Source organism: Kurthia zopfii (assembly GCF_003143955.1).
Taxonomy (GTDB): Bacteria; Bacillota; Bacilli; order Bacillales_A; family Planococcaceae; genus Kurthia; species Kurthia zopfii.
In genome coordinates, this window is sequence record NZ_QFVS01000002.1 from 92,460 (window position 1) to 118,946 (window position 26,487).

Annotated in this window: 25 protein-coding genes; 10 read left to right on the forward strand and 15 right to left on the reverse strand. The window is 36.6% G+C overall.

The window, feature by feature from the left end; translation table 11 throughout:
• Window positions 1–7 precede the first annotated feature (7 nt).
• From DF281_RS01415 to DF281_RS01435, 5 genes are all read right to left on the reverse strand, one after another.
• The gene (locus DF281_RS01415) at window positions 8–931 is read right to left on the reverse strand and encodes an ABC transporter permease (protein ID WP_109348476.1); all 924 of its coding nucleotides are present in this window, start codon (window positions 929–931) and stop codon (window positions 8–10) included.
• Window positions 931–1,860 (reverse strand): ABC transporter permease, encoded by a 930-nt coding sequence (locus DF281_RS01420; protein ID WP_109348477.1) that lies wholly within the window; start codon window positions 1,858–1,860, stop codon window positions 931–933. Before DF281_RS01420 ends, DF281_RS01415 begins: the two co-directional genes overlap by 1 nt.
• Before the next feature lie 124 nt (window positions 1,861–1,984).
• Window positions 1,985–3,607 (reverse strand): peptide ABC transporter substrate-binding protein, encoded by a 1,623-nt coding sequence (locus DF281_RS01425; protein ID WP_109348478.1) that lies wholly within the window; start codon window positions 3,605–3,607, stop codon window positions 1,985–1,987.
• Window positions 3,608–4,155: 548 nt separating this feature from the next.
• Window positions 4,156–4,977 carry a DUF2785 domain-containing protein gene (locus DF281_RS01430; protein WP_109348479.1) on the reverse strand — a complete coding sequence of 274 codons (822 nt, stop codon included), beginning with the start codon at window positions 4,975–4,977 and terminating at the stop codon, window positions 4,156–4,158.
• Between the two features lie 279 nt (window positions 4,978–5,256).
• The gene (locus tag DF281_RS01435) at window positions 5,257–6,762 is read right to left on the reverse strand and encodes a coproporphyrinogen III oxidase (protein ID WP_109348480.1); all 1,506 of its coding nucleotides are present in this window, start codon (window positions 6,760–6,762) and stop codon (window positions 5,257–5,259) included.
• An 85-nt stretch (window positions 6,763–6,847) separates the two neighbouring features.
• Here DF281_RS01435 and DF281_RS01440 point away from each other — a divergent pair, with 85 nt between their 5' ends.
• A complete protein-coding gene (locus DF281_RS01440) occupies window positions 6,848–8,152 on the forward strand; it encodes a globin-coupled sensor protein (protein ID WP_109348481.1) in 1,305 nt (434 codons plus the stop codon).
• Window positions 8,153–8,210: 58 nt separating this feature from the next.
• Here the strand turns inward: DF281_RS01440 and DF281_RS01445 are convergent, their stop codons facing one another.
• Together DF281_RS01445 and DF281_RS01450 are read right to left on the reverse strand one after the other, a co-directional pair.
• The gene (locus DF281_RS01445) at window positions 8,211–8,567 is read right to left on the reverse strand and encodes a YlbF family regulator (RefSeq protein WP_172461972.1); all 357 of its coding nucleotides are present in this window, start codon (window positions 8,565–8,567) and stop codon (window positions 8,211–8,213) included.
• A gap of 19 nt (window positions 8,568–8,586) precedes the next feature.
• Window positions 8,587–9,726 carry a DUF445 domain-containing protein gene (locus DF281_RS01450; protein ID WP_109348483.1) on the reverse strand — a complete coding sequence of 380 codons (1,140 nt, stop codon included), beginning with the start codon at window positions 9,724–9,726 and terminating at the stop codon, window positions 8,587–8,589.
• A gap of 124 nt (window positions 9,727–9,850) precedes the next feature.
• Here DF281_RS01450 and DF281_RS01455 point away from each other — a divergent pair, with 124 nt between their 5' ends.
• Window positions 9,851–10,054, forward strand: a complete 204-nt coding sequence (locus DF281_RS01455; protein ID WP_109348484.1) for a DUF5342 family protein — start codon at window positions 9,851–9,853, stop codon at window positions 10,052–10,054.
• 131 nt (window positions 10,055–10,185) lie between these two features.
• On the opposite strand, the gene DF281_RS01460 is transcribed toward DF281_RS01455, so the two are convergent.
• Together DF281_RS01460 and DF281_RS01465 are read right to left on the reverse strand one after the other, a co-directional pair.
• Entirely contained in the window at window positions 10,186–11,928 is a 1,743-nt protein-coding gene (locus tag DF281_RS01460; RefSeq protein ID WP_109348485.1) for an ABC transporter ATP-binding protein, read from the reverse strand.
• Window positions 11,928–13,670, reverse strand: a complete 1,743-nt coding sequence (locus tag DF281_RS01465) for an ABC transporter ATP-binding protein (RefSeq protein WP_109348486.1) — start codon at window positions 13,668–13,670, stop codon at window positions 11,928–11,930. Before DF281_RS01465 ends, DF281_RS01460 begins: the two co-directional genes overlap by 1 nt.
• 515 nt (window positions 13,671–14,185) lie before the next feature.
• Here DF281_RS01465 and DF281_RS01470 point away from each other — a divergent pair.
• The 3 genes from DF281_RS01470 (at window position 14,186) to rsgA (ending at window position 17,768) form a co-directional block, all read left to right on the forward strand.
• Window positions 14,186–15,529 (forward strand): hemolysin family protein, encoded by a 1,344-nt coding sequence (locus tag DF281_RS01470; protein WP_240605497.1) that lies wholly within the window; start codon window positions 14,186–14,188, stop codon window positions 15,527–15,529.
• Between the two features lie 73 nt (window positions 15,530–15,602).
• On the forward strand, window positions 15,603–16,481 hold the full coding sequence (locus DF281_RS01475) for a cation diffusion facilitator family transporter (RefSeq protein ID WP_109348487.1): 879 nt from the start codon (window positions 15,603–15,605) through the stop codon (window positions 16,479–16,481).
• A gap of 243 nt (window positions 16,482–16,724) precedes the next feature.
• Window positions 16,725–17,768, forward strand: a complete 1,044-nt coding sequence (gene rsgA, locus DF281_RS01480) for a ribosome small subunit-dependent GTPase A (RefSeq protein ID WP_166636047.1) — start codon at window positions 16,725–16,727, stop codon at window positions 17,766–17,768.
• Between the two features lie 32 nt (window positions 17,769–17,800).
• On the opposite strand, the gene DF281_RS01485 is transcribed toward rsgA, so the two are convergent.
• Complete coding sequence (locus tag DF281_RS01485; RefSeq protein WP_109348488.1) at window positions 17,801–18,445, reverse strand: response regulator transcription factor; 645 nt, start codon at window positions 18,443–18,445, stop codon at window positions 17,801–17,803.
• A 14-nt stretch (window positions 18,446–18,459) separates the two neighbouring features.
• Window positions 18,460–19,575 carry a GAF domain-containing sensor histidine kinase gene (locus DF281_RS01490; RefSeq protein WP_109348489.1) on the reverse strand — a complete coding sequence of 372 codons (1,116 nt, stop codon included), beginning with the start codon at window positions 19,573–19,575 and terminating at the stop codon, window positions 18,460–18,462.
• Between the two features lie 202 nt (window positions 19,576–19,777).
• Here DF281_RS01490 and DF281_RS01495 point away from each other — a divergent pair, with 202 nt between their 5' ends.
• The 3 genes from DF281_RS01495 to DF281_RS01505 all read left to right on the forward strand — a co-directional run bounded on the left by DF281_RS01495 (window position 19,778) and on the right by DF281_RS01505 (window position 21,455).
• A complete protein-coding gene (locus DF281_RS01495) occupies window positions 19,778–20,206 on the forward strand; it encodes a disulfide oxidoreductase (protein WP_109348490.1) in 429 nt (142 codons plus the stop codon).
• A complete protein-coding gene (locus DF281_RS01500) occupies window positions 20,206–20,712 on the forward strand; it encodes a thioredoxin family protein (RefSeq protein ID WP_109348491.1) in 507 nt (168 codons plus the stop codon). Before DF281_RS01495 ends, DF281_RS01500 begins: the two co-directional genes overlap by 1 nt.
• Window positions 20,713–20,777: 65 nt before the next feature.
• Window positions 20,778–21,455, forward strand: a complete 678-nt coding sequence (locus DF281_RS01505) for a DUF554 domain-containing protein (protein ID WP_109348492.1) — start codon at window positions 20,778–20,780, stop codon at window positions 21,453–21,455.
• Between the two features lie 51 nt (window positions 21,456–21,506).
• Here the strand turns inward: DF281_RS01505 and DF281_RS01510 are convergent, their stop codons facing one another.
• The gene (locus DF281_RS01510; RefSeq protein ID WP_109348506.1) at window positions 21,507–22,292 is read right to left on the reverse strand and encodes an aldo/keto reductase; all 786 of its coding nucleotides are present in this window, start codon (window positions 22,290–22,292) and stop codon (window positions 21,507–21,509) included.
• Between the two features lie 190 nt (window positions 22,293–22,482).
• Here DF281_RS01510 and DF281_RS01515 point away from each other — a divergent pair, with 190 nt between their 5' ends.
• Window positions 22,483–23,784, forward strand: a complete 1,302-nt coding sequence (locus DF281_RS01515; RefSeq protein WP_109348493.1) for an NCS2 family permease — start codon at window positions 22,483–22,485, stop codon at window positions 23,782–23,784.
• Window positions 23,785–23,834: 50 nt separating this feature from the next.
• Here DF281_RS01515 and DF281_RS14655 read toward each other — a convergent pair whose 3' ends face one another.
• On the reverse strand, window positions 23,835–23,993 hold the full coding sequence (locus tag DF281_RS14655; protein WP_166636048.1) for a hypothetical protein: 159 nt from the start codon (window positions 23,991–23,993) through the stop codon (window positions 23,835–23,837).
• An 86-nt stretch (window positions 23,994–24,079) separates the two neighbouring features.
• Here DF281_RS14655 and DF281_RS01520 point away from each other — a divergent pair, with 86 nt between their 5' ends.
• Window positions 24,080–24,640, forward strand: a complete 561-nt coding sequence (locus DF281_RS01520; protein WP_109348494.1) for an HAD-IA family hydrolase — start codon at window positions 24,080–24,082, stop codon at window positions 24,638–24,640.
• Between the two features lie 208 nt (window positions 24,641–24,848).
• Here DF281_RS01520 and trmL read toward each other — a convergent pair whose 3' ends face one another.
• Window positions 24,849–25,325, reverse strand: coding sequence for a tRNA (uridine(34)/cytosine(34)/5-carboxymethylaminomethyluridine(34)-2'-O)-methyltransferase TrmL (trmL, locus tag DF281_RS01525; protein WP_109348495.1), 477 nt, complete (start codon window positions 25,323–25,325; stop codon window positions 24,849–24,851).
• Between the two features lie 18 nt (window positions 25,326–25,343).
• Complete coding sequence (queG, locus tag DF281_RS01530) at window positions 25,344–26,474, reverse strand: tRNA epoxyqueuosine(34) reductase QueG (protein WP_109348496.1); 1,131 nt, start codon at window positions 26,472–26,474, stop codon at window positions 25,344–25,346.
• Window positions 26,475–26,487 lie beyond the last annotated feature (13 nt).

A 26,487-nucleotide genomic window follows, 5' to 3' on the forward strand; every position in this document is an offset into this window, starting at 1 on the left:
ACACCTCCTATTTACGTAATTTTGGATCTAACGCATCGCGTAAGCCATCGCCTACCGCATTGAATGCGAAGATTGTTAATGAAATGAAGATTGCCGGGAAGATTAGTCGCCACGGCGCTGTATCTAAAGCGTTATTACCGTCAGATGCCATCGTACCCCAAGAAGCTTGTGGTTGTGGTACCCCTAAACCGATATAACTTAAGAATGACTCTGTGAAAATTGCACTTGGAATTGTTAATGTCATCGTTACAATGATTGCACCTAATGCGTTAGGTACTAAGTGGCGCATAATTAAGTGACCTGTTCTAGCACCTAATGTACGAGCTGCTAAGACATATTCTTGGTTCTTAATCGTTAATACTTCACCACGAACGATACGTGCCATGTTTACCCAACCTGTGATCGAAAGCGCGATGATCATTGGGATTAAACCTGGTTGTAAAACTACTAGTAAAATGATTACTACTAATAAGTATGGTACTGCAGTCAGTACGTCAGCGATACGCATCATAATATCATCTACTTTACCGCCAGCTAATCCAGCGATTGAACCCCATGCAACACCGATAATTAAATCAATGAATGCCGCAGCAAGTCCGATGAATAATGAAATACGTGCGCCGTACCAAACACGTGTGAATACGTCACGACCTAAGTCATCTGTACCGAACCAGTTACTGCCGTTAGGAGCTTCGTTGAAACGTCCTAAAATTTCATCGTATCTGTAAGGTGATAAAAATGGTACGAAGATCGCCATTAAAGCAACAAGTCCGATAACGATCATACCGATTACAGCTAATTTATTATGAGAGAAGCGAACCCATACTTCCTTCCAGAAGGATACGGATTTATCAGCAAGTTGGTCGTTTTTACTATCGTCGATTCCAACTACCTTAAATTTTTCAGGTGAGATTTTTTTGATGTCTGCCATTATTTTTTCGCTCCTTTCAACTTAATACGCGGATCAATGAATCCGTATAAAATATCTACAATTAATACTCCGAAAAGTAAAATGATTGAGTAGAATACCGTTGTACCCATGATTACTGTGTAGTCACGGTTCGTAATTGATGTTACAAAATACTTACCTAGACCTGGAATTGCGAAGATTTGTTCCACGATGAAACTACCTGTGATGACACCCGCAAATAAAGGTCCTAAATAAGTTACTACTGGTAGAAGTGCGTTACGAAGGGTATGTTTGAAGACGGTTGTCCATTTACCAATCCCTTTAGCGCGCGCCATTTTCACATATTCAGAATGATTTTGCTCAAGCATACTTGAACGTGTAAGTTTTGCAATGAAGCCCATATGTGTTAATGCAATCGCGAGTGCTGGCATTATACTGTAAGCGAAGCCGTCCCAACCACTGATTGGTAACCAACCTGCTTGTAATCCTACGAAATACTGTAGTAGCCCTGCCAATATAAAGGATGGAACAGATATACCTAATACTGCGAAGGTTGTCCCGAGATAATCTGGGAATTTATTATGATACAGTGCAGTGACTACTCCGATTAAAACCCCGAAGCCTACTGCTAATAACATTGCTTCAATACCAAGTGTTAATGACACTGGGAAACTTTCTGCGATCATGTCGTTCGTTGAGCGGTCTTTATATTTCATTGATTGACCGAAATCAAATTGTGCTGTTGAAATTAAATAATCTTTATATTGGATGTACCATGGATTGTCTAATCCATATTCTGCATTCATTGCAGCTTCAATCTCTGGCGGTAAGTTTTTCTCACTCGCAAATGGACTACCCGGTGCAATGCGCATCAAGAAGAACGTGATTGTTACGATAACAAATAATGCAATTAAAATATATCCAAGTCTTTTTAAAATGTACTTTAACATATTAATAGCCCCCTTATCCCTTTATGAAAAGATGGGCTGCCAATAAACCCTTTATGAACAAAGGATTTAAGCAGCCCCAATGTATTACTTACCGGAAGGCTAGTAGTACATCAAATTTAATTAGTTATTTGTCAATTTTGACCGCTTTAAGATTAATGTTACTTAATAAATCAGGTGCCATATTCTTAACATGATCTTTACTCACAAATAATGTTGTGTAATCGTAAATCGGTGCAGCTGGGAATTCAGACATTGCTACTGCTTCAGCAGATTGAAGAAGTTTGATACGTTTGTCAGCATCAGCTTCTTTGTTAGCTTTTGCCATGAATTCAGTGTATTTAGGATTTGACCAACCTGTGTGGTTATTACCATTTTCAGCAGATGAGTACATATCTAAGAATGTGTTGGCATCGTTATAGTCACCAGTCCATCCCATACGCCCTACTTGGTAATCAAATGTAGTCATTTTAGTTAAGAATACTTGCCATTCAGCGTTATCAATTGCAACGTTGATGCCTAAGTTTTTCTTCCATCCTTCTTGAATGAATTGAGCGATTGCCGCGTGTGATTCATCCGTATTAATTGATACTTTGATTGTTAAATCTTTCGCATCTTTAATACCTAATTCTTTCATACCTGCTTCAAGTGCTTTTTTCGCACCTTCTACATCGTTATCTTTATAGAATGTTTCTTGACCTTCCCAGCCATTAATAGCTGAAGGAACTAAGCCTTTTGCAGGTTTTTGCTCTGCTTTTAATACGTTTTTGATTAAGCTTTCACGATCGATTGCTAATGTTAATGCTTTACGAATGTTAGCATTTTTCATTACGTCATCTTTCGTATTGAATTTATAAAGATAAATTGCAGCAGTATCTTTAATGTTTAATTGTTTGCTTTCTTTATATGCATTTACAGCATCTAAAGGAACTGATTGGAAAGGAGCGCCAAGGAAATCAAGGTCACCTTTTTGGAACATACGGTTAGCAGTTGCATTTGATTCAACCATTGAAATATCAATCGTATCTACATCAACATTTGCTTTATCCCAGTAGCTATCTGATTTAGCTAAAACTACTGAATCGTTATGTTTCCATTCTTTTAATGTGAATGGACCGTTTGTTACGTATTGATCTGTAGCATCAGCAGCCCATTTTTTGTTTGCTTCAGCAACTTTTTGATTAACTGGCATGAATGTGTAGAATGCAGTTAGTTGAGTGAAGTAAGGTGTTGGGTTCGTAAGTGTTACAACTAATGTTTCATCATTAGTAGTTTTAATACCTACGCCTTCAACTTTACCTTTGCTCAAGTTGTAAGCTTCTGCGCCTTTAATAGGATAAAGAATTGAAGCATACTGAGATGCATTTTTAGGGTTTAACGCCCATTTCCATGCATATTCGAAGTCTCCAGCGACAACTTTGTCACCGTTTGACCATTTTGCGTCACGTAATGTGAATGTGTAAGTTAATTGATCTTTGCTTACTTTGATGTCTTTAGCCATCGCGTTTTCAACTTTACCTTTTGCGTCAACGCGAGTTAATCCTTCAAATAAACCATTTAAGATTGAACCTGATTGAGTATCTGTTGAAAGCTGTGGATTAAGTGTTGGTGGTTCTGAAGCAATCGCTAATTTAAGCGTTTTGCCATCTTTTGATGAATCATCTTTAGAAGAATCTCCACCAAAACCACAAGCACCTAATACTAAAGTTAAAGCAGCAAGGATTGTTAACCATAAAAAGTTCTTTTTCATGTGTAAACCTCCAAGGTGTAATAAATAGTAGCTATTCCATATAGCATGTTATTACTATATCAAAACAATTTTAAGAAAAAAAGAAATTGAAAGAATATTTTTAACTTGCACACAATTAAAGCTATTCAAAATCTACATACTTATTTATCCAATTCAAAATCGCTTTGTATTTTTATTAGAAAAAAGAGTTCAAAATCGTCTAATAAATAATATTTATACTACTTTTAGTTTTATTATACAAAACAGACTATTCAATCTATTTTTGTTAGTTCAAAAAATAGTTCGTACGCTAATGTACTAAAGTGTCGCATAAAACGTGTAATTTGTGTCTTTTGAATCAAAAATAAACTATCTCAATATTTTCAATCTTTTTATTATTGTAATTATTTGATTTTTACGTATAATCATTGTTTTTTCATGTTTTCGAGATATTTTATGTATTTTCGAAGATATTTAGTATTTCACAATATAATCCCTCTATTTATAACGACTTCCGAAATAGAAAAAGGCTTCCTACATATAGCAGGAAGCCTTTAGATTTTATCACGCTAAAGTTTTGTCAGACAATTTTTCACTTCAGTGAACAAAAGTGGATTCGTCTTCTCCAAGTCCATCTTCACGTACATCGTCATTAAGAGTTGTTTACAGTTTTTATACAAATTCCAGTATTGAAAAGGGTTCAACTTCTCCTTTTGTTTCTCTAAAAATGCTGGTACTCTCGCAAAGAAATCAATAAGTTTCTTTTCAGAGAATCCCTTCTTCAAAAGCTCCTGAATCGCATCAACAGTATGTTCCTCCTCATCAAATTGATATTGATTTTGAAAAGTGAACATTTTATTTACGAGTATTTGGAACATCTCCGTATGCAGATTCGGATCTAATCTTGTATTTTTAATCATTTCATGAATAGCGTCAATCGAGTAAGTAATGCTATTAACCCAACCTAGCTCTACATTATAGCTGCGATAATCTTGTTCGAGGTCTATGTATAAAAGCACCTCTTTTCGCACACGATCAAAAGTAAGGTTCGACATGAAGACATCATTCACATCTCTCTTGAGTAATTCTTTAAGAATTAGCATCGAAAAAGCTCTCGTAATTTTATTACTCGATTCGGTATCTCCTATATCACTATATAAATGATCTTCTTTCATACATCGTAATGCGAGGGCTTCTAATGAATCTTCATCCATCTGTTTATGGATAATATCTAAAAGAATTGGGATGACCGTTTTTTCACGTTCGGACACTTCGATCGTTTGAATGTTGTTGATTATTGAATCGACCAATTGATCTACATTCACTTCATCCCATTCGAGTTCCTCTACGTTTAATTGACGTAGTAAGTCAATTAACTTTTCTTCCGACATTTAATCCCCTCCTCATCCGACAGTCCTATTAATGCTTATACCTTTTTCGGAATTGGATTAAACGTCCACTTTTACTGTAACTTGGAATCTATTAATTGGTTTAGTAAAGAATATGAAAAAAAAATTCATTTATTGATTATTCTTCTTTATTGCGAGCTAATCCGTTCTGCATAAACTTTAATCAATATAACCTCTAGCTCACTTTCAATACATTGTAAAACAAGGTTTATTCTTTAAAAAAAGAAACCTACTTTAATAGTAAGTTTCTCTTAAACTCTATTACGATTTATACAATTTATTCAATAACTCGATTTTTTTCTCAATCGAATCTGCATACGTCATAATATATGCGGCAGGTTCTTTCGGATTATGGAATTGTTCAATTTTCCCTGTAGCTGCATCTACAAATTTACTTGATGCGCCACAGCCCAAACCGATAATAGTTTGAACCTCTTCCATAATGGCTATATTATAAATACTTTCTTCTCCTACTTTTGAATAACCGATATTCTCCAAATTACCTACAATATTTTTCTGTCTATACAGGTAATATGGAACATAATCATTTGCTTCCGTCCACTCTTTCGCACGATTCATCATCGCTTCAGCAGTTGGACGATCCGCAACTTTGTATTTATCACGGTTATGCGTCATTTCAGAAGCACGTTTGAATGAAAGTGTATGAACAGTCAGTGATTCCGGCTGCATTTTTTCAGTTTCTTGGATCGAATGCTCGAATTCTTCAATTCCTTCATTCGGTAAACCGATAATTAAATCCATATTAATATTATTCATACCTTCTTCACGCGCTAACCAAAACTTATCAATGGTCTCTTGAACCGTGTGATGGCGGCCAATCGCTTTCAGTGTTTCATCTGTATAAGATTGCGGATTCACACTAATTCGATCAATGCCCCATTTACGTAATACAGCTAGTTTTTCAGATGTAATTGTATCTGGACGACCTGCTTCTACTGTTATTTCACGAATTTCATGCGGGTTCGGGAAGAATTTATACATTGTTTCATAAAGGGCATCCATTTCTTCCGCTTCAATTGAAGTCGGTGTACCGCCACCCCAATAAACAGAAGTAATTTTCATATTATTTTCGGCAAGCCAGTTACCCATTTTCTCAATTTCGATATGAAGTCCATCGATGAATGTAGCTACTCGCCCTTTTTTACGATTACTTTGAATGGCATAAGCCGGGAATGTACAGTACGCACATTTCGTCGGACAGAATGGAATACCGATATAAATACTCACTTCTTCACCAATCGTATCTAAATCAGGAATTGTTACTAATTGTCTTTCAACGATTTTCTCCATTAAATCGATTTTTTCGTCTGAAAGTCTAAATTCCTTAATTAATTTTTCTCGAATCGCTTCAGCTGTCATGCCTGCTTGACGGTATTTATGATACAGCTTTGTCGGACGAATTCCCGTTAGAATCCCCCATTTTTGATGAAGATCTGTCAGTTGTTCTAACGTATCAAGTAATACATGAGAAATCGCTCGTTTCAAACGGATATTTGCTTCACGCTCTGTGCCTTCATCTTCATATGGTTGAATAAATTCGCTTGTAAAAGTTTGATTTCCTTCCACTAATACAGCAGTTGTTTTTACTGTGAAGTCAGGCTCAACTTCATATGTAAATGTTACATCTAAATCAGCAACCATCGTCTTTCTAGCTACTTTTGAATCTTCAAAAAACAAATTACAAATATGCGTAATTACGCGAATCCAGTCTTGTGGATATTGACGATCTAAACCGATTAATTTCATTAAAAAACTGCACTTCTTTCTACTATATATTTAAAATAATTTTCATTTAATGTATACACATGAATGAATTAGGAGATGACATCTAATGGCACTTTTCGCAAAAAAAAATGACGTACATTTTGAATCACTAGACAATTCGCTATTACATGAGATGAACCAAGTATCCATTTCTGACGCACTTAGCCACTCTATAAAAACGCAAATGCAGATGATTCAATTAACGACAGATGACCTCGCTATTTTACGTGTAATGAAACCTCTTTTACAAGAGAATATTGATTCTATTGTAGCAAACTTTTATAAAAATCTCGAAAAAGAGCCTTCTTTAGGAAAAATCATTCAAGATAATAGTAGTGTAGCAAGACTTCAACAAACTTTGAAGAAGCATATTAGTGAAATGTTCGACGGCATTATTGATGAATCATTTTTGCAAAAACGCCATCGAATTGCGGCTGTACATGCGCATATCGGACTTGCGCCAAAATGGTATATGTCTGCCTTCCAAGATTTAATGAATTATTTCTTTCAAATTGTACAAATGACGAATTTCCTCCCAAGTGACCAATTCAAAATCGTTGCAGCTATTTCAAAAATCCTCAATTTTGAACAACAAATCGTTTTAGAATCCTACGAAGTTCAACATCAAGAGGAACTAACGAAAGAAATGGATCGCCAATCAAAAATGATCGTATCCATTCGCGAAAATTCAGCTTCACTTAGCGAAATTACAAATGAAACGAATAATGACATTATCGAGATGATGTCCGTTCTAGGCAATTTAGAACATCTGTCTAGTGACAATAATTCATTAACGGAAGAAGTACGAGAAGCGTCCGTTCAAGAACAGGATTCATTAAAAATGACGGAGCAGAACTCTGAAAAACTGCAACAAACGATGTACGAAATTAAAAACAGCGTTTCTGAATTACACACTTTGAATGAGAAGATTACTTCGATTGCTCAAATCATTACACAAATCGCCAATCAAACGAATTTGCTCGCGCTGAATGCCTCTATTGAAGCAGCTAGAGCTGGTGATCACGGTCGAGGATTTGCTGTTGTAGCCGAAGAAGTACGAAAACTTGCGGAAAGTACGAAAGCATCGCTTGAAGAAGTCGATTTAGTGTTGGCAGAATCGCATCAGAAAACGCAAGGAATTGCACAAACTTCTGACACACTGCAACAATTGGTCGATGAATCGAGTAATCAGGTAATCGCGACGGGCAATTCATTCGCCAATATCGTGGAACATATGCACAAACTATCCGAGAGAAATGACTCACTTTTCAAAGGGGTTTCGGACCTAACAGATAGTGTGAAATCCATTCAGCAAAGTTCCGAAAAAATTAATATCGCTTCGGAACAACTGAACACCGCTTCTCATAATTGAGCGTAAACAAAAAGCAGAAACCACATTTGAACTGTGATTTCTGCTTTTTCATGTAAAATTATTTTGTTTCTTGGATGCCGTCATATAGAGATTGAACTGGTTTGATTAGAACACGGTTCACTTCTTCAATAATGCCGCTTAATGCCATTTCAGATAATAACATTGCATTGATTTTTTCATTTTGTTGCGCAAGTTGAGCTGTTTTTTGAGCATATTGAAGTTCGTCTTCATTTAACTCTTCGCCATTTGCTTGTTTTTCTTGTAATGTCATTTGCATTTTACGGAAGTTAGAGAAAAGTGCTACTGCGCTCTCGTCTTTTTTCACTTCTTCAATTGCGATTTCTAGTGCTTTGTATTGCTCCGTTTCACGGAAAGTTGCCTCTAATTTGTTTAAATCGTCATAAATATTAATCACTATAAAAAACTCCCTTATATTAAAGTAAGATTGCTACAAAACCTTGTAGTAACCCGATGATTCCACCTAAGACAAACCCTAGAACAGTAATCATTTTGAATTCCCTTTTCGAAATACCAAGTACTAAATCTTCTAATGTCTCAACTGGGAATTTATCAACCTGCTCTTTTACAACAGTTTCTAAATCCATTCGTTTAAGAACATCTTCTAATTTTTTCTCACCTTGATCAAATGCAGTATCGATTAGTTTCGGGAATGCATTCTCCTCTAACCATTTTGCCCCATCTGGTAGGTAATGTACAAGTGGTAAGTCTAAACGATCGCGAATTGCTAATTGTTCTTTCGCATATTTTTGGACACGCAATGTTGTTGATTCAAAATCCAATTCTCCGACTAATTGTGGAATTGTTTGAACTTGAATTTTACGCCATTCCTTGTCGATCATATTGTTCAACATCGCGAAAGTTTGATCCGAAGTTAAAAATTTCTTAATTTCACGTTGGAACATTGGGATTAATGATGTGCCATCCCCAATGAACATTTGCACCATACCGCCAAACGTTCCTTTTGAAGTAAGGAATCCATCGATTAAACCTTTAATTGTTTGAACGCCTTCTGGTGATTCAAAATAACCATCACCTTTATTCAAAATATAACGAGAAATTTCCGGAATTTTGATATCAGCTTTTGCTTTCCAACTCTCCGGTAATAATTGCTCGACTGTTTGAGTTGCTAATACATTTTGGAAATTACCAATCTGTTGTTGGATTAATAAATCTACTTTTTCTTCAATTACTTGAGGTGCATGTGATAGTCCTGCTTGATCTAACCATTGCTGTAATGTTTTATCTTGTGAGAAAACAACCTCTTGTGTTTTGTCATTTAACCATTTCGAAGCTTTTCCCTTCATTGTCGCATTAAAGAATTTCGAACGGAATGTTTCAGGTGTTAGTAAATAATTAACGACAGTCTTCCCTAATTGCTTCGCAAGTTCATCACGTCTTCTTGGAATTAAACCTGGTGTAAATGGTAATCTTTTGCCCCATAAGTAAACTGGATTATGCGGACGAAATAGCATCTTAATTGCTATATGGTTAGTAGCTCCACCGATTAAAGCGCCTACAACTACCATAAATAGGATTGTCAAAAAAGTACTCATGTAATTTCTCCCTTTTTTATAAACTAGTGCTATTATAACAGAGCCTCACATATATGAAAACGAAAGGTATCGTTATTCTTCTATACAAGACTTCGTATATAATAATACGAAAGGGGTGAGTAAAATGATTCAACATTTTAAATTTAAAAGGCTTTATGCTGGTGAATTACCAGGATGGCGCATTTCATTTTATGATCGACAACAAAAAGTTGAAGCGTTATACCATGGGGATGGATCGATTGAAGTAGAATCACCAAAAGATTATGCGCTGAATGAACAACAATTAAAGGATATTCATGAACTTATGTTATTCCATATATATGATTAGCAAAATCAAGAGGTGGCTCGTTTCTAACGACGCCCCCTCTTTTACTATTTCCCAGGAAATGATGATTTGAACTTTCTAATCTAAAAAAAAAGTGAATGAAATTGAAAATCCAATTCCACTCACCGAAATGATTATGATTTAATACCTGATTGTAGTTTATACATTTGATTGTATCTTCCGCCAAGTGCGAGTAATTCATCATGTGAACCCTGCTCTACAATCTCACCTGCATCTAACACTAAGATCTTATCTGCATTTTTAATAGTAGATAATCTGTGGGCAATGATGAAAGTTGTACGTCCCTGCTTCAATACATCCATCGCATGTTGAATGATTTCTTCTGTTTCCGAGTCAATATTCGACGTCGCTTCATCTAATATTAGAATGGCTGGATCGAATGCTAATGCTCTTGCGAATGAAATCAATTGTCTCTGACCAGCTGACAATGTACTACCTCTCTCCAGTACTGGTTCATCCAGTCCTTTCGCAAGGTTTTTCAAGACACGCTCTCCGCCTACTGCCGCTAATGCATTTTCAACATCTTTTCGTGAAATATCCGGGTGATTCAAACTTACATTCGATTCAATCGTTCCCGTGAATAAATACGGATCTTGTAAAACAATGCCCATATGTTGGCGAATTGTTTGACGAGATTCAGATTGAATATTCATGCCATCAATTTTAATCTCACCTTTTGACACATCATAATATCTAAAGAGTAAGTTCATAATAGAAGATTTACCTGAACCAGTATGACCGACTAATGCAACGGTCTCACCTGGTTTCGCCTCGATATTAATGTTTTTCAAGACATATTCATCTTCATTATAAGCAAACCAAACATCTTCAAATTGAACATGACCTTCGTATCGCGGGATTTCTTCTTTTACGACATCTTCCCCTTCAACTTCCATCAGTTCAAATACACGTTCCGCTGCGACATTTGCTCTTTCTAAACGTGAGAACTGGTCGACAATTTGCATAATCGGGTTCATCGTACGTGTAATATATTCGACGAACGCATATAGAACACCGACTGATACTGCTAATTCACCAGAGATTTCCTGTGAACCAAAATACCAGATGAAGACAATGAAAATCAACATTCTTACGACACCGACTAAGTTATGTGAAGTCGCTGAGTCTAAGAATAATAATTTATTATTGTATTTAAAATGCTCATTGTTAATATCTTGGAATTCTTTATTCATATGCTTTTCTTGTCCATAAGCTTGAATAATTGTCATGCCGTTGATTGATTCATTCAACATCCCGTTCAAATCAGATAGTTTTGAACGAATGACATGATTATATTTACTTGCGTATTTTCTGTAAACAATAGACCAAACAATTAAGATTGGAATAATAATTAATGCGAATGCCCCCATGCGCCAATCCAATGCGAACATAATAATGAAAATCCCAACCAATGTCATGAAGCTAGATGCGAAGTTCGCTACAACTGTAACGAATAACTCGCGGATTGCTTCTGTATCATTTGTAATTCTTGATACAACTTTACCAGCAGGTAATCGGTCAAAATAGTTAATCGACAATTTCTGCAAATGTCCGTAAACATCTTTTCTCATCTTCTGTACAATTCGGTTTGAGCCGAGTTGTAACATATAGTATTGGTAATACCTAAAGATTGCATAAACAACAGTACTTAGTAAATAAACACCTAACATTAAATACAGTGGTTTTACTTGAAGTTCATTATTTTGCATAGTCGCTACATAGTGATCCAAAATATATTTGATAATTAATGGACCAGCTAAGTCAGCTCCTACTGAAATGGCTAATAGAATCAAACCAATGATCATTGGTTTCTTAAATTGAAGGGCGTACTGCCATAGTTTTTTTCCTACTGACATTATTGTTGTCCCCCTTCTACTTGCTGTAAATCAAACTGTTCTTTATACCAACCGCCTTTTTCCAGCAGTTGTTCATGCGTACCTTCTTCGATAATTTTGCCATCATCAACCACGATAATCTTCTCCGCATGCGCAATCGCTGACAGTCTATGCGTGACGATAATCGTTGTTTTATCTTTACGCTGATTTTGAATATTTGTAACAATCGCACTTTCAGTTTTAGCATCTACTGCCGAAAGTGAATCATCTAAAATTAATATTTCTGGCTTGCGGATAAATGCGCGAGCGATTGAAATTCTCTGTTTCTGACCACCTGATAGAGATACACCTTTCTCACCGACAAGTGTTTCTAAACCATTCGGAAGTCGCTCTAAATCTTTTTCAAAGTTAGCCATACGAATCGCTTCAGCAATTTCTTCTTCTGTCGCATCTGGCTTACCGAATTTAATATTTTCACGAATTGTACGTGAGAATAGAATATGACTTTGTGGAACATAGCCAATCCAATTCAATACATTTTCCTTCGTTTGAAGATCGATTGGTGTATCACCGATTGATAATTCACCTTCACCTTGTGGATATTCTTTTAGCAATTGCTTCACGATCGTCGTCTTACCACTACCTGTCTTCCCGGCGATTCCTAAAGTTTCCCCACGTTTCAAGTCGATTTCAACATCGCTTAAATTAATTCCTTCAGAAAGTGGATATTGGAAATTCACGTTTTTGAAAGATATATTCGATGGTGTTTGTACGATTACTGCTTTGTCAGGATCTGGTACATCTTCCTTGTCATTCAACACTTCCTGCACTCGGTCTAAAGAGGCATTCCCTTGCTGCATAACGTTGATTAGCTCACCAATCGCCATCATCGGCCAAACGACCATCCCTAAGTAAATATTGAATGTTACGAGATCACCAACTGTAATCTCATTCACCGATACTAAATACGCACCATATCCTAATCCAATCACATAACTAAATGCTGTAATTACTTTACTAAGTGGTCCGAATAATCCAATCATCCACACTACTTTTAAGTTTTTCTGAACAACTTCTTCAGTCTTTTCTGCGAATTGCTTTTCCATCTCAGCTTCTTGCACATATGCTCTTACGACACGCACACCTTCAACCGCTTCTAATACGCTATCGTTTAAATCACCGAAAGCCGCTTGAGAAACTGTGTAACGCTCATGAATTTTCTTGCCTATTATTTGTAGAACCCATGCTAATAAAGGCAGTGGAATGATTGCTGCTAATGTCAGCTTCCAAGAAATTGTCACACCCATCATAATTAAGATCGTCGCTAAATAAAGCGTTGAGTCTAACAATGTCATGATGCCGAATCCCGCTGTTTCAGCAACTGCTTGTAAATCATTTGTCGAACGCGCCATTAAGTCGCCTGTTCGATTTCTTTCGTAAAATGGAGGTCTCATTTTCAAGAATTTCCCCATTAACTTTTGGCGTAAATCTTTTTGTAAAACGTTTGAGCCACCAAATAATTGATATTGCCAAATAAAATTCGTTATATAGGCAAGTACGAGTATGATGATCAAAATAATTAAATAATTCCAAAGTAATTCACTCGTTATATTTTGTTTATGAATTGCATCAATCGTATTACCGATTAATTTTGGAGGTATTACTTCAAGTATATTTGCAATTGTTAGCAATACGAGCGCAACTGCATACCGTTTCCAGTTCTCTTTGAAGAACCAGCCCAGCTTGTAAAATACTGAAAACATTCTCTCTACCTTCTTCCTTTTGTAAATCAATCCCTACTAAAAAACGACAAAAAGACGCACACTCTCTAGAGAGCATGCGCCTTCATTAGAGTATTGGTGACATACCAATACATTTAGACAAAATAAAAAAATCGTGCTAGAAGTCTTTTAGTAGAGGCATGTTATTATATAAAATTGAGTTTGGTTTTTGAGCCATTACAGCTACTGTCATTACTAATTTCATCGTTCATACCTCCATTTCCTAATTATTCACGTAATGTGTTTCTAAATAATAACATTTCGGCTTCCGAACTGTCAATAATATTTTGAAAAGAAAGATAATTTAAAAGTTGTATGAAATGTTCATTTTTGCGTTTTTTTCTGCCTTATTGTAGGCTCTCTTCTTATATATAAGATTGATGATTTGAATTTTAGTGCTAACTACTCTATTATTATATTACTTAACATTTTTTTAAAATCACAGGAGGTGTACACTTTACTCTCCCCCTCATTCGGGCTAGGAGTAAAGGAATTCTTTGGAAATTGCCATACGGTTGACAGCATTCGCTGTCTTGATCGCATGTTCTGCATATTTTGTAGCGACAGAGTTCTCGATCGTTAAAGTCAGAACAACAAAAATTGATCAGCTCATTGCTGAAGGTAACAAAAAAGCTTTAAAAGCAAAAAAAGTAGTATCTAGCTTAGATGAATATTTATCTGCATGTCAACTTGGTATTACGATTACTTCATTAGGTCTTGGTTGGTTAGGTGAAGGAACAATTAGTATGATACTTAAGCCATTATTCGATTTAATTGGCTTAGAAAGTAATATTACGACTGTTATTTCATTCATTGTGTCATTCTCGATTGTGACATTCATTCATGTAGTAGTTGGTGAACTTGCACCAAAAACTTTAGCCATTCAAAAAGCAGAGTCAGTTGCTATGGCATCTGCACCATTTTTAATCGCATTCCATAATGTCATGTATCCATTCATTAAGTTGTTAAATTCTTCAGCAAATGGACTAGCTGCATTATTTGGTGTTCGTAACTCGAATAACTCTGAGGTCGCAATGACTGAAGAAGAATTGAAGATTATTCTGTCCGATAGTTTAAAAGGCGGAGAAATTAATCAATCTGAATACAAATATGTAGATAATATTTTCGCATTCGATGATCGTCTTGCAAAAGAGGTCATGGTACCTCGTACTGAGATTGTCGGAATCGAAAAAGATTTAACTTTAAAAGAAGTATTCGAAGTAATGGGTGTTGAGCAATACACTCGCTACCCAATCATTGATGGCGATAAAGACCATGTACTTGGCTTGGTGAATATGAAGCATTTATTAACTGCTTATATTCGTAATCCAGAAGTGAACGGCGCTAAACCAGTCACTTCATTCATGCGACCTGTCATTCGTGTTTTTGAAACGATTCCGATTAGTGATTTATTATTAAAAATCCAACGTGAACGTATTCATATGGCGATTTTAATGGACGAATATGGCGGTACATCTGGACTCGTAACAATTGAGGATATTATCGAAGAAATCGTCGGTGATATTCGCGATGAATTTGATACAGATGAAATTGCTGAAGTTCGTAAAATCGCTGAAGGACATTTCATTGTCGATGCAAAAGTACTGCTACAACAAGTAAATGATATTTTAAATATCGAAATTGAAGATGATGACATCGATACAATCGGTGGTTGGTTCATGACACAGCATTTTGAAGCAAAACAAGGTGAGCGTGTTTCGGAGCAAGGCTTTGATTTTATCGTAAAAGAACTTGATGGCCATCACTTAATTTACTTAGAAATAATAAAAACACCAGAAAATGAAGATTCTAAATCTGATTTAGTAATTGGTGAAGCATAGTAGAGCGACGTTATATCTTAATGATATAGCGTCGTTTTCATGTATGAAGCATATTTTTCGGGAGGGAAACAATTTGAACCCATATGAAAACTTTCGCAAAGGAGAAAAAGGTGCTTGGATTAGTATAATCGCCTATATAATCCTGAGCTTTGCAAAACTCTTAATTGGCTATTTAGGCGCTTCGACTGCTCTCCAGGCAGATGGTTTGAACAATACAACGGATATTGTTGCTTCAATAGCAGTATTAATTGGCTTACGTATTTCTCAAAAGCCACCAGATGATGATCACGCTTATGGGCATATGCGTGCGGAAACAATCGCTTCGCTCGTCGCATCATTCATCATGGCAGCTGTCGGTATTCAAGTATTAGTCACAGCAATCAAAAACTTTTTCAATGGCCATCACTTAACGCCTTCCCCACTAACAGCAGTTGTTGCAATCGTTGCGGGGATCATTATGTGGGGCGTCTATATGTACAATTTAAAATTATCTAAAGAAATCAAAAGTAATGCTGTTAAAGCTGCTGCTTATGATAATCGCTCAGATGCAATCGTCAGTTTCGGAACTGCTATCGGTATTGGAGCTGCCATTCTAGGTTTTCCAATCATCGACTCTATTACAGCTGTTATCATCGGCGTCATTATTCTTAAGACTGCCTATGAAATATTTGCCGAAAGTGTTCTTATGTTGACGGACGGCTTTGATCAATCGGAAATCGAAGAACTATCCATTGTCGTCAAACAAGTAGATGGTGTCATCGAACTGCGTGATATGAAAGGGAGATATCATAGTAGTATGGCGCTAATCGATCTAACGGTTACCGTCAATCCTGAACTGAATGTGTGGGATAGCCACCGGATTACAGAGGAAATCGAACGCGCCATTCATGAGCAGTTACCAACAGCGCTCGTACTTGTCCACATAGAACCAGAAGGAATGTATGAAAAATAGTTTGACAATTCACAAATTCAGATGTTAATATGTGAATAACTTGAAGGAAAAGGTAGGTGAAGTATTATGATGACTATTCAAATGAACGCGATTGCGTCTAACCCGCATTTATTTGGTTTGCCAACAGTACTTCCCTGCCTAGCTATGTAAAAATAGCCTTCTTTATTGTGCGGTAGAGGTTTGTTGCATCCATTTAGGTGCAGCAAACCTTTTTTTAATACCATAATATTGGAGGAATTTTACTTGAACTTACAACAATACGGATTACAAAACTTTTTTGAACAACAAATTGATGACTCGAACAAATATATTTTAGGTCGTGTCACTTTAGAACATAAACACTCTTACCGCATCGTCACTGAACAAAATGAATGGCTTGGCACGATTTCAGGGAAGATGGCGTTTGAATCATTTGCCCGCAAAGACTATCCAGCAGTTGGTGATTGGGTGTTAGTAGAACAAATGCCAGGCGAAGAAAAATGCCTGATTCACAAAATTCTCGAAAGAAAATCAGTCTTTTCTAGGAAAATGGCTGGTCTTGAACTCGATGAACAAATTGTCGCAGTAAATGTGGATATCATTATGATCGTCACGAGCTTGAACGATGATTTCAATGAACGCCGTTTAGAACGCTATTTAACAGCCGCTTGGAATTCTGGTGCTACACCAATCATCATCCTTACAAAAGCAGACCTATGTGAAAATGTGGATGAATATGTGGAGAAAGTCCAAAACGTTGCTTTCGGAGTTGATGTTTATCCTGTTAGCACATTTACTGGAGATGGTTTATCCACAGTGAAGGAATTATTCCGACCGAATAAATCAATCGCCTTAATGGGTTCTTCAGGTGTTGGGAAATCGACTTTGACGAATGCACTAATCGAAGAAGAAAAAATGGTCGTCCATACGATTCGAGCAGATGATGCAAAAGGCCGCCATACAACGACTCACCGAGAACTTTTTGCGCTTGAAGGTGGCGGCGTTATTATCGATACACCTGGGATGAGAGAACTTCAACTTTGGTCGACTGATTCTGCCCTTGATACTAGCTTCTCGGATATTCAAGCATTACTATTACAATGTAAATTTCGCAATTGCAGCCATAAAAAAGAACCAGGTTGCGCTGTTCAAAATGCAATTGCTTGTGGCGATTTAGAACAGCAACGCTATGATAGTTATATTAAATTACAGCGTGAGATTGCTTATCTGAACCGCAAAGCAGACCTGCAAGCGACTCTTATAGAAAACCGCAAAAACAAAAAACTGTCGAAGCAAAATCGTAAATAACAATAAAAAAGGAATCCTAATGGATTCCTTTTTTAGATTGAGTCTTCTGTTAACCCATATTTTACTGCATATAGCGCCGCCTGTGTACGATCCTGTACTTCTAATTTAGAGAAAATATTCGAAATATGTGTTTTCACAGTTTTTTCTGTTACGAAAAGTGAAGATGCGATTTCTTTATTACTTTTCCCTTTTGTTAATTCAGCTAGCACATCTTTTTCTCGACGTGTTAACGGTTTTAGCATATGAGGTAGCTGACTTGAAGCTTCTTGATTCCGTTTCAATTCAGTCGTTACTTGTGGATGAAGACTACTCTCCCCCGCTATAATTTTACGAATTGTCTCCACTAACTCATCTGGTTCAATATCTTTCAATTGATATCCTGCTGCTCCCGCTTCCATCGCTGGTAAAATATGATCGCGATCAGAAAAACTTGTTAACATTAAAATATGGATATGTGGATAGACTGATTTAATTCTACGCGTTGCCTCAATGCCATCCATTTCAGGCATCACTAAGTCCATCAACACGATATCTGGTTGAAGCTTAGCTGTTAAATCTACCGCTTCTTTTCCATTACTCGCTTCTCCAATTACTTCAAAATCCTTCTGTGTTTTCAGAAAGAATAATAATCCTCTTCTAACAACATGATGATCATCTGCAATAATTACTTTAATCATTTATATTCACCTCATTAATATGGCATTCGAATTAAAATTTCCGTTCCTTTACCTATATCACTCACCCAATCAATTTTACCACCGAGCGCTTCTGTACGATCTCGCATACTTTGTAACCCCATAGAAGGTAATGCGATTGCTGGATCAAATGAAAAGCCACGTCCTTCATCCTTTATGACGAGCAGTATATCACTCTGTGTCACACGCAAAATCATTTGTGCATCTTTCGTTCCTGAGTGCTTACGTATATTATTCAATGCTTCTTGCGCAATTCGGAATAAACTCTCCTCAATTTTTGAGGAAAACTGGAGAACACCTGATACTTTCAAATCTAAATGAAGCCCTAACATATCTGCATAGCCTTTGATTGCTTCCAGTAAGCCCGACTCCAAACCTTTCGGGCGAAGTTGCCAAATGAGCGCACGCATCTCAGTTAATGCTTCCTGCGTTAAAGATTGAATTTCTGTAAAAGTTTCTTTGATTAATGGTTCATCAGACATCTCAGCACCCGCTCTTGATGTTAAAGTGACCGAGAATAGTAGCTGGTTCACTGAATCATGTAAATCTCTCGCTAGCCGATTTCGTTCTTGCACAAGCGCCATTTCCTGCTCCTGCTTCGTTAATAAAATTCGTTTGATTGCTGAACCAAGTTGGAATGCGACCGATTCTAAAAGGGCTAAATCATCATCAGAAAATCGGACAGTATTCGGCGATGCCACATTCAATAAGCCGAATTTTTCATCGCCTGATTGAAGTGGAACTGTCGCATGATGTGTAATATTTGAAATTTGTTGTTCCAAATTTTTATTTGCTAGATCAATTCTTTGGCATTCAATTATATTAGAAGCTTTTTCCAATTCATTATTGTGATATTTTGAAAGACACCAACATCCACCCTTACATAAATATCTACATGAATCTTGCGCCAATGTGTCTGGTAAATTTTCGTGCGCGATTAATTCGTGACGGCGACGGTCCTTAATAAAAAAGATCCAGCCCGTTTCAAAATTTGTACCGTCCAAAAGCTTTTTCATCGCCAATTGCAACATCGGTTTCACTTCTGTTTCTTCATTCAATAATTCGGCAATTTCTTTTAATAATGAGATATCCGAGTGATCTGTCTCCTTCAAAATCCCGCCTCCTTCACATACTTTCTTCTATTGTACCTTTATTCTACAAAAACACCTATGCGTTTACACTCATACTTTTGAATGGTGTTTATCCTCTTTAATTCCGAGTAGTTTACTTATGATAAAGTTAAATAATGTTTACAACGTAGTTAAAAGCTATTATACTCAAGAAGGAAAATACTCTAAAATTAGGAGACTTTTAATGTCAAAAAAAGTAGAATATAGTTTATTATTTATGTGGATTGTTTCTCTATTCGCTACACTTGGATCACTGTACTTTTCTGAAGTAATGAAATATGAACCCTGTACATTTTGTTGGTATCAACGAATTCTAATGTACCCTCTTGTTTTAATAATCGGTATTGCATACATACAACGTAATGCAAAAATCGCAGCAACAACTCTAGTCTTTTCAATCATTGGCGCATGTACTGCTCTGTATCACTACGGAATGCAAAAAGTGCCATTCTTACACGATAATGCAGCAGCATGTGGTCGCGTACCATGTACTGGTGAATACATGAACTGGTTCGGTTTTGTAACAATTCCATTCTTATCACTAGTCGCTTTCATATTAATTTTAGGAACTAGCATCTATATTTTAAAAGCATCAAAAAAGGAGAATAACTAATGGCTAACAAACAAAAGAAAAAAAGTAATGCTGGCGTATTAATCATTATCGCAGTTGTAATCGTCGCGATTTTCGGCGCACTATGGTTCATCAATAACTCTTCAAACGATAAAAAAGAAGAAAGTTCTTCACTTTACGGAGATCATAAAATCAAAACTCAATCAACAATTGATCAATTAAAAGATCCGAACTACCAAAGTATCATTCTTCCAAAAGATTTAAAGAAAGAAATCGATAGCGGTAAAGGAACATTCGCATACTTCTTCTCACCTGAATGTGTTCATTGCCAACAAGTAACACCGAAATTAATGCCGATCGCTAAAGATGCGGATGTTAAAATCAATCAATACAATATGTTAGAATTCACTGATGGTTGGACAGATTACAATATCGAAGCAACACCTACTCTTGCTTACTTCAAAGATGGTAAGGAAGTCGGTCGTATTGTCGGAGATCAACCAGATGAGAACTTCACAAAATTCTTAGATGAAATGAAGAATAAGTAATTTCTTGAGAGGGAATCGCGCTAACTGCTCGATTTCTCTTTTTTTTATTTTGAAGGGGTGTTTTTATGACAGGAACAATTTTCAATTGCGTCATGATTATTATTGGCAGCACGGTCGGCAGTTTGATGAATAAAGGATTGAAAGAACGTTATCAAAATATTTTAATGCAAGCAATGGGATTTGCAGCAATTGCGCTTGGCCTAAATGCAGTCGTTCAATTTATGCCGAAAAGTAATGAACCTGTATTATTCATCGTCAGTCTGGCAATCGGTGCCGTCATCGGTGAAAAATTAGATGTCGAAAAAAACTTCAATTCCTTCGTTGGTCGTTTTTCAAAAGGCCCATTAGCAAAAGGGTTATCAACAGCCATTCTACTATTTTGCATCGGTACATTATCCATTCTCGGCCCAATCAATAGTGCATTGCAAGGTGACTATACATACCTAATAACAAATGGTATTTTAGATGGCGTTACTTCCATGGTACTTGCTTCTACTTTTGGCTTCGGTATCGCACTATCAGCAGTCGCAGTATTTCTATGGCAAGGTCTTTTCTATGTACTCGCATTGTTTTTGAACGATTTTATGACAGCTGAATTACTCACTGAAATCTCGATAATCGGTGGCATTCTCATTTTCGCGACTGGCCTTAGTATTTTAGGGATTAAAAATATTAAAGGATTAAATATGCTCCCAGCATTATTAATTCCACCGCTTTATTTCATCATCAAAAGTTTCTTTTAAATAGGAAAAAGGGTAAGGGAAATTAGATTGATTCCCCTTACCCTTTTTCAATTAATCGAACTTAAATGTATCTGGATGTTTCCCGTAACGCTCATCTCTGTGTAATGCCGAAATCAATTGCAGATCTTCCTCTGAAAGCTCAAAATCAAATACTTGTGCATTTTCAGCAATTCTTGAAGGTGTCACAGATTTCGGAATGACTACAATATCATTTTGTAAATGCCAGCGAATAATAATCTGTGCCGCTGATTTATTATATTTTCTCGCAACATCATTAATGACCGCATCTTCCAGCACACGCCCTCTACCTAATGGAGACCAAGCCGTAATTGCGATCTTATGTTTCTGCGCAAATTCTCGATTCTCAAGCTGCGTTAAGTATGGATGCAATTCAATTTGATTGACCATTGGTTTAATATTCGCGGTCGCCATTAATGCTTCTAAATGATGTGGCTCATGATTTGAAACGCCTGTTGCACGAATTAACTTCTCATCATATAATCGCTCAATTGCACGATACGTATCCTTAAACTTATCGACAACCGGCCAATGTGTTAAATATAAATCGATATAATCCATATTTAATTTCGTTAACGATTTTTCAAAAGCGCGCAATGTTTCATCATAACCTTGATCTGTATTCCAAACCTTCGTCGTAATGAATAATTCTTCACGACTTACAGAGGCGTTTTTAACCGCTTCACCTACTTGTTCTTCATTATTATATAAGGAAGCTGTATCAATCGCTTTATAGCCGACTTGAATTGCTTTTTCCATCGCCCCGTAAGCTTCCTCTGGTTCCGTCATCTTGTACACACCTAAACCAAGGCGGGGCATCTCAATTCCATTATCTAATTTCTTCGTTGAATTTAAAGTTAGCACGACAATCACTCCTTTTCTTCAGTATAATCATATTTTCTAATTATTTCGAGAAGTATTACTTTTTCAATTTCAGTTGATTTTTCGGTTTTCAACGAATATTATAGACTTTGTCCAAAAAAATGTTCGGCTTTAAGGAGAGAATACAATGTTTCAATTAAAAGAAAATGGAACGACTGTTAGAACCGAGTTAGTTGCCGGTCTAACAACATTCCTGACTATGGTATATATTATTATCGTCAATCCGTCGATTTTAAAAAGCGCGGGTGTTCCACCGGAGCAAGTGTTCATGGCAACAATTATAGCTACTGTTATCGCTACTTTATGGATGGCGCTTGTTGCAAACTATCCAATCGCAGTAGCTCCAGGTATGGGGTTAAATGCATTTTTCACTTATTCAGTCGTTTTAGCATCTAAAGGTGAAATTCACTATATGACTGCTTTCGCTTCTGTATTTGTTGCTGGTATTATTTTTATTATTTTATCTTTAACACCGCTTCGAGCGAAGTTAATTTCTGCTATACCAAATAATTTAAAATTAGCGATTACAGCAGGTATTGGTTTATTCATCGCGTTTTTAGGATTAAAAATGTCGCATATCGTTGTTGCAGATGCTGAAAATATTATTAAACTCGGTGACTTAACAAGTCCTGGTGTCATTCTTACAATCGTTGGTTTAACGATTACAGCAATTTTAATGGTACGTAATATTCCTGGTGCGATCTTTGTCGGCATGGTTATTACAGCGATCATCGCCTTAATTACAGGTCAATTAGAAATTACGAAAGTAACTGCATTACCTCATTTACCAGAAGGTATTTTAATGTGGAATCCAATTGAAGCATTTAGCGAAGTGATTGAGCATAGTCTATACGGCGTCGTATTCTCATTCATTCTCGTTACTTTATTTGATACGACAGGTACAATGGTCGGCGTTGCTAGACAAGCTGGCTTGATGAAGGGCGACGAGTTACCACGCGCGCGTAAAGCACTACTTGGTGATTCAATCGGTACAACTGTAGGTGCGATGTTCGGTACTTCACCAACTTCAGCATATGTAGAATCTTCTGCAGGTGTTGCTGCAGGTGGTCGTACTGGATTAACAACTTTAACAGTCGCGATTTTATTCGCAGCTGCTTCATTCTTCTCACCACTTGTATCATCGATTTCTACTGTATCGGCAATTACTTCTCCGGTATTAATTATCGTAGGTACATTAATGATTGCATCTGTTCGCCATATTGACTGGTCGAACTTTGACGAAGCATTACCAGCATTTTTAATTATGCTTGTTATGCCGCTTACTTCTAGTATTTCAACAGGGATTGCATTCGGATTCATCGCATACCCAATTTTGAAAATCGCTAAAGGCCAAGCTGGTAAAGTACATCCGTTACTCTACTTGTTTGCAGTTCTATTCGTCATTCAACTCGTATTTATTAAACATTAATATAAAAGGCGTAAACTTCTCGATTCAATTTGAGAGTTTACGCCTTTTTCTTATTCTTCTTGATCTTGTTCATATTGCACCGGATCCTGTGTTAATCCATCTCGATTCAATTCTTGTTCATCACGCATTTTCTCCATCTGCTTTCCTAATTCCACTACATCTTCAAAGTCATTTGTCATATTGCCACTTTTCACATCATCTTTTTTCATGGAAAACGCCTCCCTCTTTTTTACTTATTTACCCCATAATTTAATATAACATGCTATGCTTATGAAAAAAACAATGAGGTGTTTAGATGCGAATTCTTTGGGATTTTGATGGCACAATAATTGATTCCTACCCTTTTTATACAAATATTTTGTACAAAATTGTTGATGGTTCTTATTCAAAAGCGATGATTTATAGACATTTAAAAATTTCACAATCACATGCGATTCAACACTTTAATCTTTCCGAGAAGCAAACCAACATCATGAAAGCGAAAAGTAAGGACATTGTCGGTGTAAAAGCATTTCCACAAGTGGAGGATGTTTTAAAAGAAGCTGAAGTGAATGTCATCATGACTCATATGAATCGTGCATCTGTAGAACGCCTATTGGAAGAAGTAAATTTATCGCAATACTTCGCTGAAATTGTCGCAGGAGATGATGAATTCCCGCGTAAACCAAACTCAGCTTCATATGCCTATTTACACGAAAAATATAATCTCACACATGCAGTAGGCGATCGTGAACTCGACCTGATTCCAGCGAAGGAAATCGGACTTGAAACAGTTATGTTCCAAAATAATTGTGACTTTGCTGATTACTCCATTGATCATTATAAGGAATTTTTCTATCATTTAAGGAAAAAATAGGATATAATTAATTGCATGATGTTCGACTTTAATGGAGGTGTAGGACGAATGAAATTATTATTAATTTTAGGAGTTACCGTTTCTTTCCTTACAGCGATTTTCACAGCAGCGTATGACAGCAAACCAGGCGAAGAAGCCGAGAAATAAACACCATACAAAAGAAATGCCCCTTTAAGTAAATTGCTTAATAGGGGCATTTTTAAATTGATTAACCATTAATTTGTTTGAAGCCTTGTTGGCGATGCGCTTCATAAATAACGATTGCAGCTGTATTCGATAAGTTTAATGAACGGACATGATCGCTCTGTGGTAATTGTAAACACATATGTTTTTCATGTTCAATAAGCTCATGCGGAATCCCTGTTGTTTCCTTACCAAACATAAAGAAGATCTCTTCATTCACATCCGAATAATCGAATTCCGTATAGTTTTTCGTACCGAATGTTTCAATATAATAAATTGTCGATTTCCCATGTTTCTCGAAAAATTCTTCTACATTTTCATAATACGTAATATTGACTGAATGCCAATAATCTAATCCTGCTCTTTTCAACATTTTATCATCTGTTGAAAACCCAAGTGGACGGATTAAATGTAGATGTGTGTTCGTTCCAGCACAAGTACGGGCGATATTACCTGTATTAGCTGGGATTTCTGGTTGATATAAAACGATGTGTAACGTCATTTCTGGCACTTCCTCTTATTAGTGTATGAAGGCTAATCCTTTTTCAATTTCAAGAATTACTTCTTCTTCTTTTTCAACTTGTAAAGCTTGTTGTAAAATAGCCAATGATTGCTCACCGTTTATTTTACCGATTGCCCATGCTGCTGCACCTCGAATTACAGGTCGGTCATCCTTTTTCAATACTTCTTCAAGCGTTGGAATGGCTGATTCTTCCTTAAAATGAGCAAGTGCATAAATCGCATTTCTTTGGAGTGGCTTCTTCCCTCTCCATGAGCCAGAAATATGGCCAAATTCATTTTTGAATTGCTTATTGGAAATCGTTAATAACGGTTCAAGTAGTGGCTTCGCAATTTCAGGTTCGGGGAAAAATTCTTCGTGGATTAAATTATGTTTTCGTTTATTTTTCGGACAAATCGTTTGGCAAGTATCGCAGCCATAAATACGATTCCCAAGATGTGATCGAAACTCATCTGGTAAAGTCCCCTTCGTCTGCGTAAGGAATGCAATACATTTCTGCGCATTCAACTGCCCACCTTGAATTAATGCACCAGTCGGACAAACATCTAAACAAAGGCGACAATCCAAACATTCATCCTCCATCGGTTCGTCTGGCTCAAAAGGAATATTCGTAATAATTTCCCCTAAATAAACATACGAGCCGAACTCAGGTGTAATAATATTCGTATTTTTCCCGCTCCATCCAATCCCCGCTCGCTCGGCAACAGCTCGGTCTGATAATTCACCTGTGTCGACCATTGATTTCGTACGACCACCCGGGAAGTTCTCTTGGATAAATTCTTCTAAAAGTGCTAATCGCTTTCGCAATGCGATATGATAATCGACGCCCCATGAAGCACGACAAAAAATACCACGCCTTGCTCCCTTTTTCCCTTGAGGCGCATCGACCATTTTTGAAGGATAGGCTAAAGCGATTGCGACAATACTTTGCGCTTCTTCAAGTAATAATGTTGGTTCAGTTCTCAGCTCGACATTTGATTCTTCAAAACCTGATTGGTAATTCAATTGCTGTTGCTGAATCAATCGCTGTTTTAAATCGATGAACGGTGCTGCAGATGCGAAACCAATTTTATCAATTCCAATCGTTTTTGCGTACTCTCTAAGTTGTTTTTGAAATGATAAAACGTTCAATTGGTTCCACTCC